The sequence below is a fragment of the Collimonas fungivorans Ter331 genome (assembly GCF_000221045.1).
In the GTDB taxonomy this organism is placed as follows: Bacteria; Pseudomonadota; Gammaproteobacteria; order Burkholderiales; family Burkholderiaceae_D; genus Collimonas; species Collimonas fungivorans_A.
The window spans coordinates 2824425-2841660 of record NC_015856.1; the positions used below are offsets into that span (position 1 = coordinate 2824425).

Annotated in this window: 14 protein-coding genes; 9 read left to right on the forward strand and 5 right to left on the reverse strand. The window is 62.3% G+C overall.

What is annotated here, in order from left to right:
* The first annotated feature begins 67 nt into the window (after window positions 1-67).
* From CFU_RS12235 to CFU_RS12250, 4 genes are all read left to right on the forward strand, one after another.
* Entirely contained in the window at window positions 68-763 is a 696-nt protein-coding gene (locus CFU_RS12235) for a chemotaxis protein CheW (RefSeq protein ID WP_081466464.1), read from the forward strand.
* Window positions 760-3105 carry a hybrid sensor histidine kinase/response regulator gene (locus CFU_RS12240; RefSeq protein ID WP_014006351.1) on the forward strand — a complete coding sequence of 782 codons (2346 nt, stop codon included), beginning with the start codon at window positions 760-762 and terminating at the stop codon, window positions 3103-3105. Before CFU_RS12235 ends, CFU_RS12240 begins: the two co-directional genes overlap by 4 nt.
* Window positions 3102-4160 (forward strand): chemotaxis response regulator protein-glutamate methylesterase, encoded by a 1059-nt coding sequence (locus tag CFU_RS12245; protein WP_014006352.1) that lies wholly within the window; start codon window positions 3102-3104, stop codon window positions 4158-4160. The genes CFU_RS12240 and CFU_RS12245 overlap by 4 nt, the downstream gene beginning before the upstream one ends.
* 75 nt (window positions 4161-4235) lie before the next feature.
* Window positions 4236-5246, forward strand: a complete 1011-nt coding sequence (locus CFU_RS12250; protein WP_014006353.1) for a GGDEF domain-containing response regulator — start codon at window positions 4236-4238, stop codon at window positions 5244-5246.
* Between the two features lie 30 nt (window positions 5247-5276).
* Here CFU_RS12250 and CFU_RS12255 read toward each other — a convergent pair whose 3' ends face one another.
* From CFU_RS12255 to CFU_RS12270, 4 genes are all read right to left on the reverse strand, one after another.
* Window positions 5277-6542 (reverse strand): PepSY-associated TM helix domain-containing protein, encoded by a 1266-nt coding sequence (locus CFU_RS12255; protein WP_014006354.1) that lies wholly within the window; start codon window positions 6540-6542, stop codon window positions 5277-5279.
* 8 nt (window positions 6543-6550) lie between these two features.
* Window positions 6551-8764, reverse strand: a complete 2214-nt coding sequence (locus CFU_RS12260) for a TonB-dependent siderophore receptor (RefSeq protein ID WP_014006355.1) — start codon at window positions 8762-8764, stop codon at window positions 6551-6553.
* A 359-nt stretch (window positions 8765-9123) separates the two neighbouring features.
* A complete protein-coding gene (locus CFU_RS12265; RefSeq protein WP_014006356.1) occupies window positions 9124-10053 on the reverse strand; it encodes a cation diffusion facilitator family transporter in 930 nt (309 codons plus the stop codon).
* Between the two features lie 36 nt (window positions 10054-10089).
* Complete coding sequence (locus tag CFU_RS12270; protein WP_014006357.1) at window positions 10090-10362, reverse strand: double zinc ribbon domain-containing protein; 273 nt, start codon at window positions 10360-10362, stop codon at window positions 10090-10092.
* Between the two features lie 156 nt (window positions 10363-10518).
* Here CFU_RS12270 and CFU_RS12275 point away from each other — a divergent pair, with 156 nt between their 5' ends.
* The 3 genes from CFU_RS12275 (at window position 10519) to CFU_RS12285 (ending at window position 12808) form a co-directional block, all read left to right on the forward strand.
* Window positions 10519-10962: a CHRD domain-containing protein gene (locus tag CFU_RS12275; protein WP_050808575.1), complete on the forward strand. Its 444-nt coding sequence runs from the start codon at window positions 10519-10521 to the stop codon at window positions 10960-10962.
* Window positions 10963-11035: 73 nt separating this feature from the next.
* The gene (locus CFU_RS12280) at window positions 11036-11641 is read left to right on the forward strand and encodes a hypothetical protein (protein ID WP_014006359.1); all 606 of its coding nucleotides are present in this window, start codon (window positions 11036-11038) and stop codon (window positions 11639-11641) included.
* 66 nt (window positions 11642-11707) lie between these two features.
* Window positions 11708-12808 carry a patatin-like phospholipase family protein gene (locus CFU_RS12285; protein ID WP_238531302.1) on the forward strand — a complete coding sequence of 367 codons (1101 nt, stop codon included), beginning with the start codon at window positions 11708-11710 and terminating at the stop codon, window positions 12806-12808.
* Between the two features lie 11 nt (window positions 12809-12819).
* On the opposite strand, the gene aroQ is transcribed toward CFU_RS12285, so the two are convergent.
* On the reverse strand, window positions 12820-13395 hold the full coding sequence (gene aroQ / locus CFU_RS12290) for a gamma subclass chorismate mutase AroQ (protein ID WP_014006361.1): 576 nt from the start codon (window positions 13393-13395) through the stop codon (window positions 12820-12822).
* A gap of 100 nt (window positions 13396-13495) precedes the next feature.
* Here aroQ and CFU_RS12295 point away from each other — a divergent pair, with 100 nt between their 5' ends.
* Entirely contained in the window at window positions 13496-15607 is a 2112-nt protein-coding gene (locus CFU_RS12295) for a site-specific recombinase (RefSeq protein ID WP_041741892.1), read from the forward strand.
* A gap of 275 nt (window positions 15608-15882) precedes the next feature.
* On the forward strand, window positions 15883-17232 hold the full coding sequence (gene cls, locus CFU_RS12300; RefSeq protein ID WP_041741894.1) for a cardiolipin synthase: 1350 nt from the start codon (window positions 15883-15885) through the stop codon (window positions 17230-17232).
* Window positions 17233-17236: the final 4 nt, after the last annotated feature.

Genomic DNA, 17236 nt, shown 5'->3' on the forward strand with positions numbered 1-17236 from the left:
CATCGGATACGCGCCCTTCACTCTCGATTCGGCTATTACAGTCCACTAGTCGTATGATGTGCCAATCATGACTACATCACTTGATTATCAAACCGACACCATGGCATTGATCGACGATTGCTGGAACCGCATCGGCGTACGCGGCGATTCGTCCTGCGAACGCCTGGCGCTGCATATCGATTGCCGCAACTGCCCGGTCCATGCGCGCGCCGCGGCCGAGCTGCTGGACCGGCTGCAGCTGGACGGCGGCAGCGACGGCTGGCTTGAGCCGGGCGAAGAGCCGCAGCAAGACGACGCCGACCTCCACTCCCTGCTGCTGTTCCGCATCGGCGAAGAGTGGCTGGCGCTGCCGACCGCGCTGCTGGAAGAAATCACCGAACTGCGCAGCGTGCACCGCTTGCCGCACCGGCAAAACGCGGTTGTGCTCGGCATCACCAACATCCGCGGAGCGCTGGTGACTTGCGTGTCGCTGGCGGCGATGCTCGGCATCGGTGACAGCAGCAGCGACAGCAAGGCCAGCGCGCGCCAGGAACTGCTGCGGCGCATGCTGATCGTCAGGCACAACGGCCAGACCACTGCGTTCACCGCGGATGAAGTGCACGGCACCTTGCGCGTCGCCGCCTCGGCCCGGCAGCCGGTGCCAACCACCCTGATCCGGGCCACCGGCCACTTCACCGACGCCGTGATCCAGTGGAACGGGCATAGCGTCGGCCTGCTGGACCAGGAACTGCTGTTTCACACGCTGGATCGGAGCCTGGCATGAACGCCGACGAATTGCGCGACGCCTCCATGCTCGACCTGTTCCGCATGGAGGTAGAAACCCAGGCGCAAGTGATGAGCAGCGGCCTGCTGGCGATTGAACGCGCGCCGCAACATGAGCCGCCGCAACAGCAGCTGGAAGCCTGCATGCGCGCCGCCCACTCGATCAAGGGCGCGGCGCGGATTGTCGGCGTCCAGGCCGGGGTCGACGTCACCCATGTCATGGAGGACTGTTTTGTCTGGGCGCAGCAGGGAAAAGTGCAGCTTGGACCGCGCCGCATCGACCTGCTGCTGCACGGCGTCGACCTGCTGCAGCGGATCGCCGCCAGCGCAGAGGACCTGGAACTGTGGCAGGCCGGCAGCGGCCGCAAGGAAATCGAAACTTTCCTGCGCGGCCTGGAAACCAGCTTGCAGCAAGCCGATGACCGCGCCCGCGAAGCGGAATCGGTCCCGGAATTGGTCCCGTTCTCGGTCCCGATCTCGGAACCGGCAATTGTGGCGGCGGCAGAAACGGACGACGCCGTACCGGCAGCCGATGAGGCGATGACAGGCCAGAACCAGGGCAAAAACCAGGACAAGATCAAGAACCAGGACCAGGGCGACCGCATGCTGCGCGTCACCGCCGCGCACTTGAACCAGCTGGTCAGCCTGTCCGGCGAATCGCTGGTGGAATCGCGCTGGCTGCCCGCCTTCAACCAATCCCTGCTGCGCTTGAAACGGCTGCAGCAGAACACCGCGCAATCGCTGGAAGCCTTGCATGATTCGCTGCGCGAGGGCAATCTCGCAGGCGCCCACCTCAAGGCCTTGCAGGATGTCCGGCAAAATATCGACGCCAGCCAGAAGATGCTGGCCGAGCGCCTGACTGAACTGGAGCTGTTCGAACGGCGCAACAGCAGCCGCGCGCAGCGTCTGTACGACCAGGCGCTGGCCAGCCGCATGCGGCCGTTCGCCGATCGCGTGGTCGGCTACGACCGCATGGTGCGCGACCTCGGGCGCACGCTGGGAAAGCAGGTCAAGCTGGAGATCAACGGCCAGACCACCCAGGTTGACCGCGACATCCTCGAGCAGCTGGACGCGCCGCTGGTGCACCTGCTGCGCAATGCGCTCGACCACGGCATCGAAACGCCGCAGCAGCGGCGCGCCGCCGGCAAGGATGAAGAAGGCCTGGTCACGCTGACCGCGCGCCATCATGCCGGCCTGCTGCAAATCACCATCAGCGACGACGGCAACGGCGTCGACCTGGAACAATTGCGTGCCGCCGTGGTGCGGCGCGGCCTGGTGGACCACGCCACCGCGGGCCGCCTGAGCGATGCCGAGCTGCTGCATTTCCTGCTGCTGCCCGGCTTCAGCATGCGCGACACGGTGACCGAAATTTCCGGGCGCGGGGTCGGCCTGGATGTGGTCCACAACATGCTCAAGCGCATGCGCGGCACCGTCCAGATTTTCAGCGAAGCCGGCCACGGCATGCGTTTCCAGCTGCAATTGCCGCTGACGCTGTCGCTGGTGCGCAGCCTGCTGGTCAGCATTGGCGGCGAGCCCTACGCCTTTCCGCTGGCGTACGTCAACCGCACCATGATATTGGAGCGGAGCCAGATCGAATCGCTGGAAGGCCGCCAGCATTTTGCCTTTGAAGAACGCCAGATCGGCCTGGTCGCTGCCAGCCAGATCCTGCAGAGCGGCGATGCGGCCGCAAGCGGCGACCGCATTGCCCTGGTAGTGATCGGCGACCAGACCCAGACCTACGGTTTGCAGGTTGACCGACTGCTGGGCGAACACATGCTGGTGGTGCAACCGCTGGATGCACGCCTGGGCAAGATCAAGGATGTGGCGGCGGCGGCGCTGATGGAAGACGGCTCCCCGGTGCTGATACTGGACGTGGCCGACATGCTCAATTCGGTTGAGAAACTGATTGCCCAGGGCCAGCTCAGCAAGATCCAAGGCAACAGCAGCCAGCAGCAGGTGCAGACCAGCAAGCGGGTGCTGGTGGTCGACGATTCGCTTACCGTGCGCGAACTGGAACGCAAGCTGCTGAGCAACCGCGGTTATACGGTGCGCGTCGCGGTGGACGGCATGGACGGCTGGAACGCCCTGCGCAGCGAACCGTTCGACCTGGTGGTGACCGATATCGACATGCCGCGCATGGATGGCATCGAGCTGGTCACCTTGATCAAGAAAAACCTGCAGCTGAAAGCCATCCCGGTCATGATCGTGTCATACAAGGACCGCCAGGAAGACCGCCAGCGCGGGCTCGAAGCCGGCGCCGATTATTACCTGGCCAAAGCCAGCTTCCATGACGAAACCCTGCTGCAGGCGGTGGAAGACCTGATCGGCGAGGCCCACTCATGAAGATCGGTATTGTCAACGATGCGCCGATTGCGGTGGAAGCGCTGCGCCGCACGCTGGTCCAGCGCCAGGACCACGAGATCATCTGGATTGCCGAGGATGGCCAGCGCGCCATTGAGCTGTGTGCATGGCAGGTGCCGGACCTGATCCTGATGGACCTGATGATGCCGGTGCTGGACGGCGTCGCCGCCACCCGCCACATCATGGCGCATACGCCATGTGCGATCCTGATCGTCACCGGCGACGTCGGCGCCAATGTCTCGGCAGTCTATGATGCCATGGCTTACGGCGCGCTGGATGCGATCGATACCCCGAGCACCCTGAGCGGTTACCAGCGCAACGACGTCAACACCATGCTGGCCAAGATCGACTCTATCGAAAAACTGCTCAACCAGCGCCAGTCGCTGCCGGAACAGCGGGCGCCGGCTGCCGCGGCGGTCACCACGACTGCCGCCGCCGGCGCTAAAAGAACATCGCTGCCGGCCCCCGACTCAAAATACCTGATCGCCATCGGCGCTTCCGCCGGCGGTCCCGCGGCGCTGGCCACCCTGCTGTCGCAGCTGCCGGCCGATTTCCCGGCGGCCCTGGTGGTGGTGCAGCATGTGGATGCCCAGTTCGCTTCCGGCATGGCCGAATGGCTCAGCGGCCAGTCGAAACTGCCGGTGCGGCTGGCGCAGGCCGGCGACAGCCCGGCGCCAGGCCAGGTGCTGCTGGCCGGGACCGACGACCATCTGCGCCTGACCCGGCCGTTCCAGCTCGGCTACACCGAACAACCCAGCGGCTATCCCTACCGGCCGTCGATCGACGTTTTTTTCCAGAGCGTGGTCGAATTGTGGGCGGGGAAAGCGGTCGGCATCCTGCTGACCGGCATGGGCCGCGACGGCGCCCTGGGGCTCAAAGCCATGCGCGACAAAGGTTACTACACGATCGCCCAGGACCGTGAATCCAGCGCTGTGTATGGCATGCCGAAGGCAGCCGCCCTGCTCGATGCGGCCGACGCCATCCTGCCGGTGAACCAGATAGCGGCAAAGCTGGTCAGCATCATATGCAAACGATAACTGCGCAAACGACAACTGCGCAAACGACAACTGCGGCAAACGATAGCTACAATCAGTACAGATACGGAGTAAGTCATGCCTAAAGAACTCAATCTCGACATCGATCAGCCGCCGGACGACTATCCGGTCATGGTGCTGCTGGTCGACGACCAGGCCATGGTGGGCGAAGCCGTCAGGCGCGCGCTGGCGAACCAGATCAACATCGATTTCCATTACTGCGCCCATCCCGATGAAGCGATCGAAGCCGCCCAGAAAACCCGGCCCACGGTCATCCTGCAAGACCTGGTGATGCCCGGCATCGACGGCCTGACGCTGGTGCGCCAGTACCGCGCCAATCCGGCCACCCGCAACGTGCCTATCATCGTGCTGTCGACCCGCGAAGATCCCGCGGTCAAGAGCGCGGCGTTTACCGCCGGCGCCAACGACTATCTGGTCAAGCTGCCCGACACCATAGAGCTGGTGGCGCGCATCCGCTACCATTCGCGCTCTTACGTCAACCTGCTGCAGCGCGACGAGGCCTATCGCGCGCTGCGCCAGAGCCAGCAGCAGCTGCTGGAAACCAACCTGGAGCTGCAGCGCCTGACCAATTCGGACGGCCTCACCGGGCTCGCCAACCGCCGTTATTTCGATGAATATTTCAGCGCCGAATGGAAGCGCGCCGAACGCGAGCAAAGCTCGCTGTCGCTGCTGATGATCGATGTCGACGATTTCAAGCTGTATAACGATACCTACGGCCATCTGGCCGGCGACACCGCGCTCAAGCAGGTGGCGGAAAGCATCGGCCACTTTGCAAGGCGCCCGACCGATCTCGCGGCGCGCATCGGCGGTGAGGAGTTTGTACTGGTGCTGCCGTCCATGTCGCGCGAGCACATGGAGATCCAGGCCGACAAGCTGCAGGCGGCGGTGCATGCGCTGGGCATCGCTCATGCCTCATCCAGCAATGACGCCAGAGTCACGGTCAGCGTCGGTGGCGCCAGCATGGTGCCGCAGCGCGGCAGCTCGCAGGAAAAACTGGTGGAAGCGGCCGACCAGGCGCTGTATCGCGCCAAGCGCGGCGGCAAGAACCGGGTCGAGATCGCGCAGTAAGACAAGCTTGCGGCGCGTTCCGGCCGCAGCTTATTCGGCGACCGCCGTACGTCGCCTGCTTGCCTTCGGCAAAGCCAGTTGCGCCGCATGCCGCGCCGCCAGCATGCGTGCGCGGCGCTTGCGCGCCCAGATGATCACGCCGGTCGCGCTCAGCAAGGCCACTACCGCCCCCATCAAGGAAATCAGGATGCGTCCGGTAAGGCCAAGGATGCGTCCCGAATGCAAAGGAAACTGCGCCTGCATGAAAATGTCTCCGGCGCTGCCGCTGCCGGGGATCTTGGCGCCGGCAGCATGGCCGTCGGCGGCATCGTAATACAGCCAGCTGTTGCCCAGGCCGACATCGCCATGGTCGTTGCCGGCTTCGAAAAACCCGACGCCGTACAAACCGAAGGCGGAAGAATAGAATACCCCGCCGACCGGTACCATCCAGCCGCGGCGCTGTCCGTCCTCGCGCGCCAGTTGCGCTACCCGTTCGCGGCTGACCGCCGGTTCTGTCTTGGCAGCCAATGCCGGTGCGACCGGCTTGCGGCTGTCGAACGGATCCGGCGTCAGCGTCGAGAAGGTTTGCACGATGGGACGCATCACCGGGTTATACAGGTTCATCGAAACCGAGGTCACCGCCAGCAACAGCAGCAACATCCAGAGCCAGACGCCGCCGGAGCGATGCAGGTCGAAATTGAACTTGTGCCCGCCCTGGCGCCAGCGGAATGCGAACGACTTGCGCCAGCTGCGCCAGTTGGGGAACGACAGCCACAAGGCGATGAAACAGTCCAGCACCCAGACGATGCCGATGAGACCCATCAGCCATACCCCCAGCTCGATGCCACCGACCTCGGGCAGATGCATGGTGTAGTGCAGCTTGTACAGGAACGGCAGCAGGTTCTCGCGGCTGAGCGAGATGGCGCCCCACATGCGCTTGCCCTGTATCTCGGCGCTGACCGGATCGACCGCGACCTGGTTGAAGCCGAGGTCGTAGGGCTTGCCGCTGGCCGGATCGATGCGCCCTTCCACCATCATGCTGCTGGTATGCCCGGGTTCGCTTTCCGTCATCACGTAGGTGACGCGCAGGCGCGGATCCTGCGCTTCCACCCGGTTCGCCAGCTCCAGCCCTGGCAAGGCCTTGCCGGACAAGGGCTGGTCGGCGCTGTAGGCATGGAACAGCTGCGGATTAAGCCAGGCGTCGAGTTCATGATCCCAGGAAATGACGGCGCCGGTAGCGCCGGCGATGAACAGGAACACCGCAGCCGCCAGGCCGAACCAGCGATGCAGGATGACCATGAAAGGACGTGTCGTCATGATCGGCTTCAGTATTTCCAGTTAATCGCAACGCTGCCGTTGATCGGCTCGCCATAATAACCCTGGCTCGCATACAGGCTGGAAATGTACTTTTTGTTGGTGAGGTTGTTGAGGTTGGCGGTGACGCTGACCTGCTTGCTGATGTCGTAGCGCGCCATCAGGTTGAGCAAGGCATAACCTTGCTGCACCGTGGTGACGTTCTGGGTCGCGGTCAGCGCATCGGTGCGGCTGGTATTGCCTTGCCAGTTGACGCTGGCGCCTACTTTCAGCTGTTCCAGCTGCGGCAGCCGGTAGGTGGTGGCCAGCCGTACGGTCTTTTTCGGGACGTAGTTCTTGGCCGAATTGCCGTCCTGGTCCTTGATGGTCATCACGGTGTAGCCGAGGCTGCCCTGCAAACCCTTCGCCAGTTCGCCGGACAATTCCAGCTCCAGGCCTTCCGAATGGGCGTCGATGGCACGGTAATAGGCCTTGGCGCCGAGATAACCGGCCTGTTCCGCCGTGTTGTTCTGCTCCACCCTGAACAGGGCTGCCGATGCATTCAGCTTGCGGTTGAAAAATTCGCTCTTCAAGCCCAGCTCGTAGCTCTTGCCTTCGACCGGCTTGAGCGTGGCGCCGCTGATGTCGGTCTGGTACTGCGGATTGAAAATCTCGGTATAGCTGGCGTAAGCCGATACGTTGCGGTTCAGGTCGTACACCAGGCCGGCGTATGGCGTGGTGGAGCTGGCGCTGGTCTGTTGGCTGACGCCGTAGGCAATGCCGGCGGTGCTGGCGTCGGTGTAGTTGGCGCCAAGCAGCAGCTTGAGATTGTCGGCCAGGTTGAGGCGGGTTGCGCCGTACAGGGTCTTGCGCTTGCCGGTGTAGGAGCTCCCGTCGATCGAGGCGTCGAAGCTCGGTTGCGGATAACTGCCGTCGAATGCGCCCGAGGCTGTCAGCGCGGCGCCGATTCCTTGTCCGTAATGGGAAATGTCGTCCAGCGTCGAACGCGACCAGCTGGCGCCGAAAGTCAGGTCGTGCTCGCGTCCGCCCAATGCATATTTGCCGCTGACATAACTGTCGACCACGGTCTGCCGGTTGTCGGAATTGTACAGCGACGGATAACTGAACAGGCCGGCGCCGCTAGCCCGGTCCGGCGTGCCGTAGACATAGAACAGCTTGCCGTCGGTGCTCAGCTTATTGTGGCTGAGGGTGGTTTTCCATTGCCAGTCGTTGCCGAAGCGATGGTTCAGTTCGGCGAAGGCGCGCTGCTCCTCCGAATTCCAGGACGACCAGCTGGCTGAGGTGCTGGTGCCGACGCCGTAACTGGTCGGCGTGCCGTCGGTGTAATATAGCGGCAAAGCGCCCCAGATGGCGCCCTTGCCGTCGTTTTTCTGGTAGCTGTAACCCAGGGTCAGCAAGGTGTCGTTGCTCAGGTCGGCTTCGATCACGCCGTAGAACACGTCCTTGCTGGGCTGGTAGCGGTCCAGGTAGGAGTTGCCGTCTTCATGGGCCACCACCACGCGCGCCGCCACGGTCTTGTCGCTGTTGAGCGCGCCCGAGACGTCGGCATCGATGCGGCGCGTATTCCAGGAACCGTAGCTGACGCCGGCGGCGGCCTGGAAATCGTAGGTCGGACGCTTGCGCACGAAGTTGACGGTAGCCGAAGGATTGCCGGTGGAAGAAGTCAGGCCATTGGCGCCGCGCACCACTTCGACGCGATCATACAAGGCGGTATCCAGGTCGCCGTCCTGCAGGCCGAAGGTGAGCGGGATGCCGACGCCGTCGAACTGGAAATTGGTGATGTCGAAACCGCGCGCGGTGTAGTAAGTGCGGTTGGTTTCCACTTTTTCGACGGAAACGCCGGTGGTGCCGGCCAGTACCCGGTCGACGTTGTCCAGCTTGAAATCATCCATCTTGGCGCGGGTGATCACCGATACCGACTGCGGCGTTTCGCGCAGCGACATGTCCATCTTGGTGGCGGAATTGCTCCTGCGCACGGTGTAGCTGCCGGTCTTCTCGGTCGGGGCTTGGTCGTTGCCCGCCGTGACCACGACTTCCGGCAGCGCGGCATCGTTGCCTGCGGCCGCCAGCTGCTGCGCCGCAGGTTGTGCTGAAGTCAACTGCGGCGCCATGGCCGACAGCGCCAGCGTTACCGCCAGGCTCATGACGCGAAGCGATGGCTTGACTGGCGCTGTGCGTGAAAGAATACCTGCCGACGGCGTCGTCGCGGCGCTATAAGTTGTCATTTACTACCCCTGAGTTGATTGCTTGTTTTTTGTTTTAGTGTGCTGCGGTTTTGATGGAGAACAACAGTGCCGGAAACACAGGAAACCCTCTTCGCGAGAGCCTGCGCCATGCCGCGGCTGGCGCGGGATGGGAGGCACGGATCCGGAAGAATGGTGTTTAAAGCAGAGAAATTCTTCAAAAGAAGAATGATAATGCGAACGATTGCTATTATCAATCAAATATTTGGGGGATTTACATAAGGAAATAACTGCGCGTGGAATCCGCGGCGAACCGGCGATCGGCCGTCCACACTGGCCGTCCACAAATGAAAACGGATGCATGCCAGGCATGCATCCGTGTGGTTTACATCAATGTCGCCTCAGGCATGCACGTGTACCTCCTCAGGCGCACTGTAATTGCAGCCGTCCTCGGTATGGGCGCAGGGACTGAGCTCGAACTGCAGCGTGGTGTGATACACCGCAAACTGCGACGCCAGGACTTCCTTCAGCACCGGCAGCAATTGTTCCGCCGGATAAGCCGGGTCGTACACCACATGCGCGGTCAGGCTGGCCTTGCCGCTGGTGACCGCCCATAAGTGGAAATCATGCACGCTCACCACCCCTGGCACCGCGCGCAGCGCGCCCTGCACCTGTTCGATGTCCATCCCTTCCGGTACCCCTTCCAGCAGGATATTGATGCTCTCCTTGAGCAGGATCCAGGTGCGCGGCAAGACCCAGAAGCCGATCAACACCGCAATCAGCGAATCGACCCATTCCCAGCCGGTATAGCGGATCACCAGCGCGCCGACAATCACGCCGACCGAACCCAGCATGTCGCTCCAGACTTCCAGGTAGGCTCCCTTGACGTTCAGGCTGGCGTCCTTGCCGCCGCTCAGCAGGCGCATGCTGACCAGGTTGACGAGCAGGCCGAAGACGGCGATCACCAGCATGCCGGTCGACTGGATTTCAGCCGGACTGCGGAAACGCTGGTAGGCCTCGTACAGGATGTACATCGCCACCAGGAACAACAAGACGGCGTTGAATGCTGCAGCCAGGATCTCGAAACGGTGGTAGCCAAAGGTACGCTTGGCGTCCGGCGCCCTCCTGGCGATGCGGATCGCCGCCAGCGCAATCGCCAGCGCCATGGTATCGGTCAGCATGTGCGCTGCGTCCGAGATCAGCGCCAGGCTGCCGGTGATCAGGCCGCCGATCACTTCGACCACCAGGAAGGTCGAAGTCAGTCCTAAGGCGATCCAGATGTATTTTTCGTTCTGGCTGGTGGGTAAGGCGTGCGAGTGGCCTGCGCTCATGATTGTCCTTGGGTTAAGTGAGGCTAATGTACCGCCTTATTGCGGCACGCCGCAATTGCCGCAGAATTTTGCACCTGCGACCTTGGCAATGCCGCAACCGCTGCAACCCGGCGCTTGCAGGGAATTGCCGCACTGCTGGCAAAAACGTGCGCCGGCGACATTGCCGGCATTGCATTTCAGGCAATTATTCTGGGCGGGTGCGGCCGCACCCCAGGTATTCTGCTGGGCGCCGCCGTGCTTGCCGCGGTATGGCGCATTGTGGCCGCCGCCATGGTGTCCTAGGCCCAGCAGGTTTTTGAAAAAGCTCATTTTCTACTCCTTTGCGGTTGTACTTACGTTTGCATGGCTCCATTTAAAACCCTGTAGTAACTATAGGGTCAAGCAAATACATAAAAAAATCCGCAAGAAAGAAAGCGGACTACACTATTGCTTGCTTTCCCCTATAACCTGCACGAAGGAAAACACATGACTACCCTACTAAAAAATGTAAAGCCATCGTTGTTCGCTTCTGTTGCACTGGCCCTGCTGCTTGCGGCGTGTTCGACAATGTCCGCCGATACCAACCATAGCAGCGAAGTAACCCTGGACGGCGCCCATGAAGTGCCGGCCAACGGCTCGAGCGCAAGCGGCGCCGGCACCATCGTGGTCAAGGCCGACAAATCGGTCAGCGGCAGCGTCACCACCCGCGGCATACAAGGGAAAGTGGCGCATATCCATGAAGGCGCGCTGGGCAAGAACGGCCCCGTCCTGGTGGGCCTGACCAAGACCGGCGACAACATGTGGTCGGTGCCGGACGGCACCAAGTTCACCGATGCCCAGTACGCCAGCTACATGGCGGGCAACCTGTATATCAACGTCCACAGCGCCACCAATCCCGGCGGCGAAATCCGCGGCCAGCTGCTGCCCTGAGCAGGACGCCAGCAGCCGCCATGCACGCAGCGCAAGCCGGCCATGGCGGCTGACATGAAACCTTAAGCAGCTTATGCATCCAACCATCCGGATTTTCGGCGCCTTCTTCTTGGCCATCGCGCTTGCCAGCGGCGTTCTGTATGCGATCGACCATTCGCTCGGCAACGGCAAGAGCGTCGAGCAGCCGGCAAAAACAGTGGCCGCCGCGCCGCTGGCAGGCAATCCCGCGCCACTCGCTACGCCGGCATTGGCGCCGCCGGCAGCCAGCGACACTGCTCCGCCGCCGGCCGCCCCGCTCTCTGCCGACAATACCGGCGCCATCGCCAAATGCAGCATAGACGGCAAGATCGTCTATACCGACAAAGGCTGTCCGCAAGGCAGCAAGGCAAAGTCCTTGCAAATCACCGACAACGCCGTCATCCCCGGCGTCGACCAGGCGACCATCGAACGCACGCTGCGCCAGCCACTGCCTCCGCTGGCCCAGGCAGCGCCGCCCGCGGCCGTCATCGAGCCGGTGACCACGATCGGCACCGAGCCCGGCGTCAACTGCCCGGCGCTTGGACGGCGCCTTGCATGGCTGGGCGACATGGGACACCGCCGGCAACCGCCGCACATACGCGACCGCATGCGGCGCGAACGCGACGAACTGCAGACCAGGTGGTTCTGGGCCCATTGCTAGTCCGGCGGTCCTTGTCCGGCAAAGATGCTTGATATGCAAGCAGTTATTGATGCATCATTCGAGCCCATGACCCGAACCGAAAAATATCAATGCTGCATGGTGATGGCGGGCGGCGGCTTCCGCTTCGGCTACTACCTCGGCATGTACGCCGCGGCAGTCGAAACAGGCAACCGGCCGGACCTGCTGCTGGCCAGCTGCGGCGGCTCGATCGCCGCCGCCGTGATCCAGGCGCTGCCGGACGATGCGCAGCGCAAGGCCTGGATCAGCTCGCCGGCCATGTACCAGTTCCTGTGCGGCTTGCAATCGACACCCAAGGCGGCCATCGGCCGCTCGTTCATCCATGCGGTCAAACGCCGCCTGACCGCCAGCCGCGCCGCGCTCATCCCGGACCTGTTCAACGATTATTTCTTCGACATCCCGCCGCAATTGCCGCTGCCGCCGCTGCAGGCGCAAGCGCAAGACCTGCCTGCGGTCGCCATCGTCGGCGGCAAAATGCTGTTTTCCAAGGACCAGGTGGGACAGCCCAGGGCCGGCCGCAAGCTGTTTGCCGAGACCGTGTTCTGCGATCCGCGCACGGCAGCGCTGCTGGACAGCATGCCCTCGCCCATGAGCGATCCGATGTGGGGCGACAACGCCATCGCGCCGCAATTGCTGACCGACGTCCAGATGCCGATCGGCGACGCCGTGCGGATTTCGATTTCCGACATGTTTTATTTTCCCTGCCACTCGCACCAGGGCGGGCACTATACCGGCGGCGTGGTCGACCTGTTTCCCATCGAGCTGGCGAAAAAACTGGCGCAGCGGGTGGTGATGGAATTGAAGGCGCCGTTCAGCCAGGCGCTGGCGATCCCAGCCTGGCGCGCGGTGCTGGGCGTGGACGGCAACCAGCGCCTGCGCCACGTGCACAGCCAGCATGCCGACGTCTGGATCGATGCCTCGGATGTGGAAAGCGTATTCCACAAGCGCGGCATGCAGCAGAAACTGTCGTGGCCGAAAAACCGCCTGCGCCTGCTGATGCCGGCCCGCCATGAAACTTACCTGGAACATGTGGAAGCGCAATGGCAGTATGGCTATCAGCGCGGGCTGGAAGCCTTTGGCCAGCCTGGTCCTAATTACAAGCAGCACATGCGTCACGCCACCAGGCATAACAAGGCCTCGCCAGGTTAGGCCCCAGCCTCCTAGTTTTTCAGCCAGCCCTGCAGCGCTACCCGGCGCGGCTCGCCGTCCAGGTCGCCGCGCACCAGAACCTTGGAACGCATTGCGATGTAGGCCGCCATGCCCGGCTGGGCCAGTATCGGCTGGATCTTTTCCAATTCGGCGATCAGCTCAGGCGTCAGCCGGTCCAGCACCGGCCGCACATCGCGCCCCAGGTCCGGCGCGTCGTCGAAACGGCCCTGGCCTTGGCGGCGCCATTGCGCATGCAGGCCGAGCTGCATGGCCTTGCTGGCGTCGAACTGGGCCTGGAAGAAACGCCGGGCAAACACCGGATCCAGCCCTTTAGCCTGGGCCACCACGGCATCCAGTATCAATTGCTCGCGCGGCGGATCGTTGACGGCGCCGCCGGAATTCCATTTCGCCTTGGCGACCAGGGGAGCAACCGCCAGCCGCTGGTCTATCAGCGTCAGCAGGCGGTCGACCTGGGCGGCGTCGGCAGCGCCGGGCGCCGGCGCCATGCCCTGGCAGCCCGCCAGAAGAAATAACAGGAACCAGCAGGCAAAGAATTTGCCCAAGGATGGCGTTTTTGAAAATTTCATGGACTCTCTTTCAGCAACAAATCAAAACATAACATTCATTAACAACCGATTTCGATAAACTAACCGTACACTATCGACTTTGCATTTTATAAAATTTTGCATGCTATCAACACTAAAACTCATTTCCGCCGACCCCAACTCTGACAATATCGACCATCTGGTGGCCTTGATAAAGACCCTGCGCCCCAGCAAACCAGAGCTCGGACAGGAAGCGGCAGAGAATGTGCGGATGCTGGTGCAATTGCTGCACGGCGAGCCGGTACAGGCCAGCGCCCTGCGCCACTATATCCTGCGGCTGTTTTCGACACGGCGCCAGATCAGCCTGTACACCGATACCGGCATCCTGCCGAACGCCGGCTTTTTTACCGAACTGTTCCAGCGCCTGTCGTTTCGCATGCTGCCGCCGGCGCTGGATGAAAACTACCTGCGCGATTGCCTCGACCGCCTGCTGCCGGTGGAGACCGATTACCTGTGGATCAACGCCGTACCCGCGGCAGATTGGCTAAGCCTGTTCGACCTGCTGAGCCAGGCCGCGCCGTATACAGACGCCGAGAACAACGCCGCCAGCGACGCCGTCGATCGCCACAAGACCGTGGGCGAACTGCTGGAGGCGATCCAGACCCTCTCTTACCGTATCAGCGCCATGGGGCTGGAGCCGGCGCTGCTGCGGCTCTACCCGAGCATCGACGAGTTCGAATCGCCGTTCCTGATGCAGAACGTCGAACTGCACCTTTACCTGAACAGCTATCGCCGCCACCTGGCTGCCGCCGACTCGGCCTTCGACCTGGGCGAGCTGCCGCCGCTGGAAGACGCCCGCCATCTGTCGGTGATGCTGGACCAGTGCGAAACCATCGTCCTCAAGATCCGCAAGAACGCCTTGCGCATGGGCAGCAGCGTCTCCCTCACCTACCTGCTGGTGCGGCTCGAGCAAAGCATCGCGCGCCTGCGCAAGCTGCTCGACCTGGTCGACGTCGGCCCGGCCGAGGCCAGCCAGGCAGATGCAGCGCCCGATCCCGCCGCCGCCGAGGCCAGGCAACTCGCCAAACGCAGCCAGGCGCTGGCGCTGGGCCAGGAACTGATCGAAGGCCATAACCGCAAATACGCGGTGCGCGAACTGTTCACCGACAATATCAACCTGCTGGCGCGCAACGTCACCGAAAACGCCAGCCGCACCGGCGAACACTATATCGCCGAAGACCGCTCCGAATACGGCGCGATGTTCCGCTCCGCTTCCGGCGCCGGCCTGATCATCGGCTTCATGTCGCTGCTGAAGATCCTGGCGTCCTACCTGCGCGCCGCGCCGCTGGTGGAAGCATTCTTATTCAGCATGAACTATTCGTTCGGTTTCATGCTGATCCATGTCCTGCATTTCACGGTAGCCACCAAACAGCCGGCAATGACGGCGTCGCGCATCGCTTCCGGCCTGCAAAGCCGCGACGGCCGCAATATCGACCTCGACAGCCTGGTGGAACTGATCGTCAAGGTGATCCGCACGCAATTCATTGCGGTCGCCGGCAACCTGCTGCTGGCTTTTCCGGTGGCTTACCTGATCGCGCTCGGCTACCAGGCGCTGTTCGGCCATCACCTGGTGACGCCCGACAAGGCGGCGCACCTGCTGCACGATATCGATCCGTTTGCCAGCCTGGCGCTGTTCCATGCGGCGATCGCCGGCGTCTGCCTGTTCCTGGCCGGCCTGATCTCCGGCTACTACGACAACAAGGCGCTCTACACCCACATGGCGCAACGGGTAGCGCGCGCACACTGGCTGCGCAAGCTGCTGGGACAGGAACGGCTGGCCCGCTTCGGCGAATACCTGGAGCGCAACCTGGGCGGCCTGATGGGGAATTTCTACTTCGGCATCCTGCTCGGCACCATCGGCACCATCGGTTTCATGCTGGGCCTGCCGATCGACATCCGCCACATCACGTTTTCGGCGACTAATTTCGCCACCGCCCTGGTCGGCCTCGACAACCACATGAGCTGGCAAACCGCGGCCGTTTCGGTCATCGGCGTGCTGGGGATAGGCACGGTCAACCTGTGGGTCAGCTTTTCGCTGGCGCTGTTCGTCGCTCTGCGCGCGCGCCAGGTGCGCTTCCGCCATGGCCTGGCGCTGGCCAAAGGGGTGTTCACGCGTTTCAGGAAAGGTCCCAAGGATTTTTTCATTCCGCCGAAAAGACTGGTGCCGATGGAAGAGGAAAAGCCTAGCGTTTAACTATTAAAAACAGACGTTGCGGGTTAGTCCGCAATACGATTAATCAAGCAAAAACCGGCGCAACACGGTAGTATCCGAACGGCAATATATTTGAATCCGCTAGTGTGGTGTTTCGTACGTAATGGCACTTAAGAAATGGTGGATTTTCGTGCCAGGCTAGGCGCGAACCGGAGCGATAGTGGCGCTATCGCGAGGATTTGCAACGACGCATGGCGCGAAAAGACGCCGTTTATTAAGTGTCATTATGTGCGAAACACTACACTAGGTCTGAAGACATGCTGAACGCTCAGTTGCAAAGATTATTTCTAAGATACGCCGCCGCCCTGCTGTGCGTCCTGACCGCGGCTTGCTCGACCTTGCCCGACGTCAGCAACCTGGGCGCCTCTGTATCGCAGGTATCCGCAGCCAGCAGCGGCCCGATGAGCGCCTCGGCCCGGCTCAACGCGCTGGCCGCGATGGAAGAAGCGGTGACCGGCAGCCCGCTGGTCAAGGGCAACAAGGTCACCCTGCTGTTCGACGGGCCGGAGACCATGACGGCGATGATGGCCGCCATTCAACAGGCCAAAAGCACGATCAATTTTGAAACCTATATTTTCGACCAGGACCAGCTCGGCCTGCAGTTTGCCGATCTGCTGATTGAAAAGCAGCGCGCCGGCGTCCAGGTCAACATCATCTATGACAGCGTCGGCAGCATCGGCACCCCCGCCGAATTTTTCGAGCGCATGCGCGCCGCCGGCATCAAGCTGATCGAATTCAATCCGGTCAACCCGCTCAAGCGTTTCGGCCGCTGGCAGCTGAACCATCGGGATCACCGCAAGATACTGGTGGTGGACGGCAAGATCGGTTTTACCGGCGGCGTCAACATCAGCGCCGCGTACGCCAACAGCTCTCTGTTCCGCTCGCGCCGCCGTGCCAGTACCGGCGCAGGTCCAGGAACCATCGGCTGGCGCGATACCCACCTGCAGATCGAAGGGCCGGCAGTCGCTTCCCTGCAATTGCTGTTCATGCAAACCTGGGGCACCCAACACGCTGAAGATTTGCCGGACCTCGATTATTTTCCCAAGCTGGACAACGCCGGCGACAAGACCGTACATGTGCTGAGCACCCAGCCCGACAGCGACTACAGCCTTTACAAGGCCTATATCCTGGCGATCCAGCAAGCGCGCAAAAGCATACACATCACCACGCCCTACTTCACTCCCGACCGTCAGCTGGTGGATGCGCTGGTGGCCGCGGCCGGGCGCGGCGTCGATGTCACCCTAATCTTGCCGAGCGTGACCGACATCGGCCTGATGTTCTACGCCGGCCAATCGTTTTATACGCAATTGCTGAGCGCCGGCATCCGCATTTATCAGCTGCAGGTTGCAGTGCTGCACGCCAAGACCGCCGTGATCGACGGCAGCTGGTCCACCGTCGGCTCCGCCAACCTGGACATCCGCAGCTTCCTCCACAACTATGAAGCCAACGTGATCGTGATCGACGAACAGTTTGGCCGCGAAATGGAAAAAGCCTTCCGCGAAGACATCCGCGGCTCTCAGCAAATCACGCTGGAGCAATGGCAGCAGCGGCCGTTTTCCGACCACATCAAGGAATGGGCCGCGCGCTCGCTCGGCTACTGGTTGTAAGGAA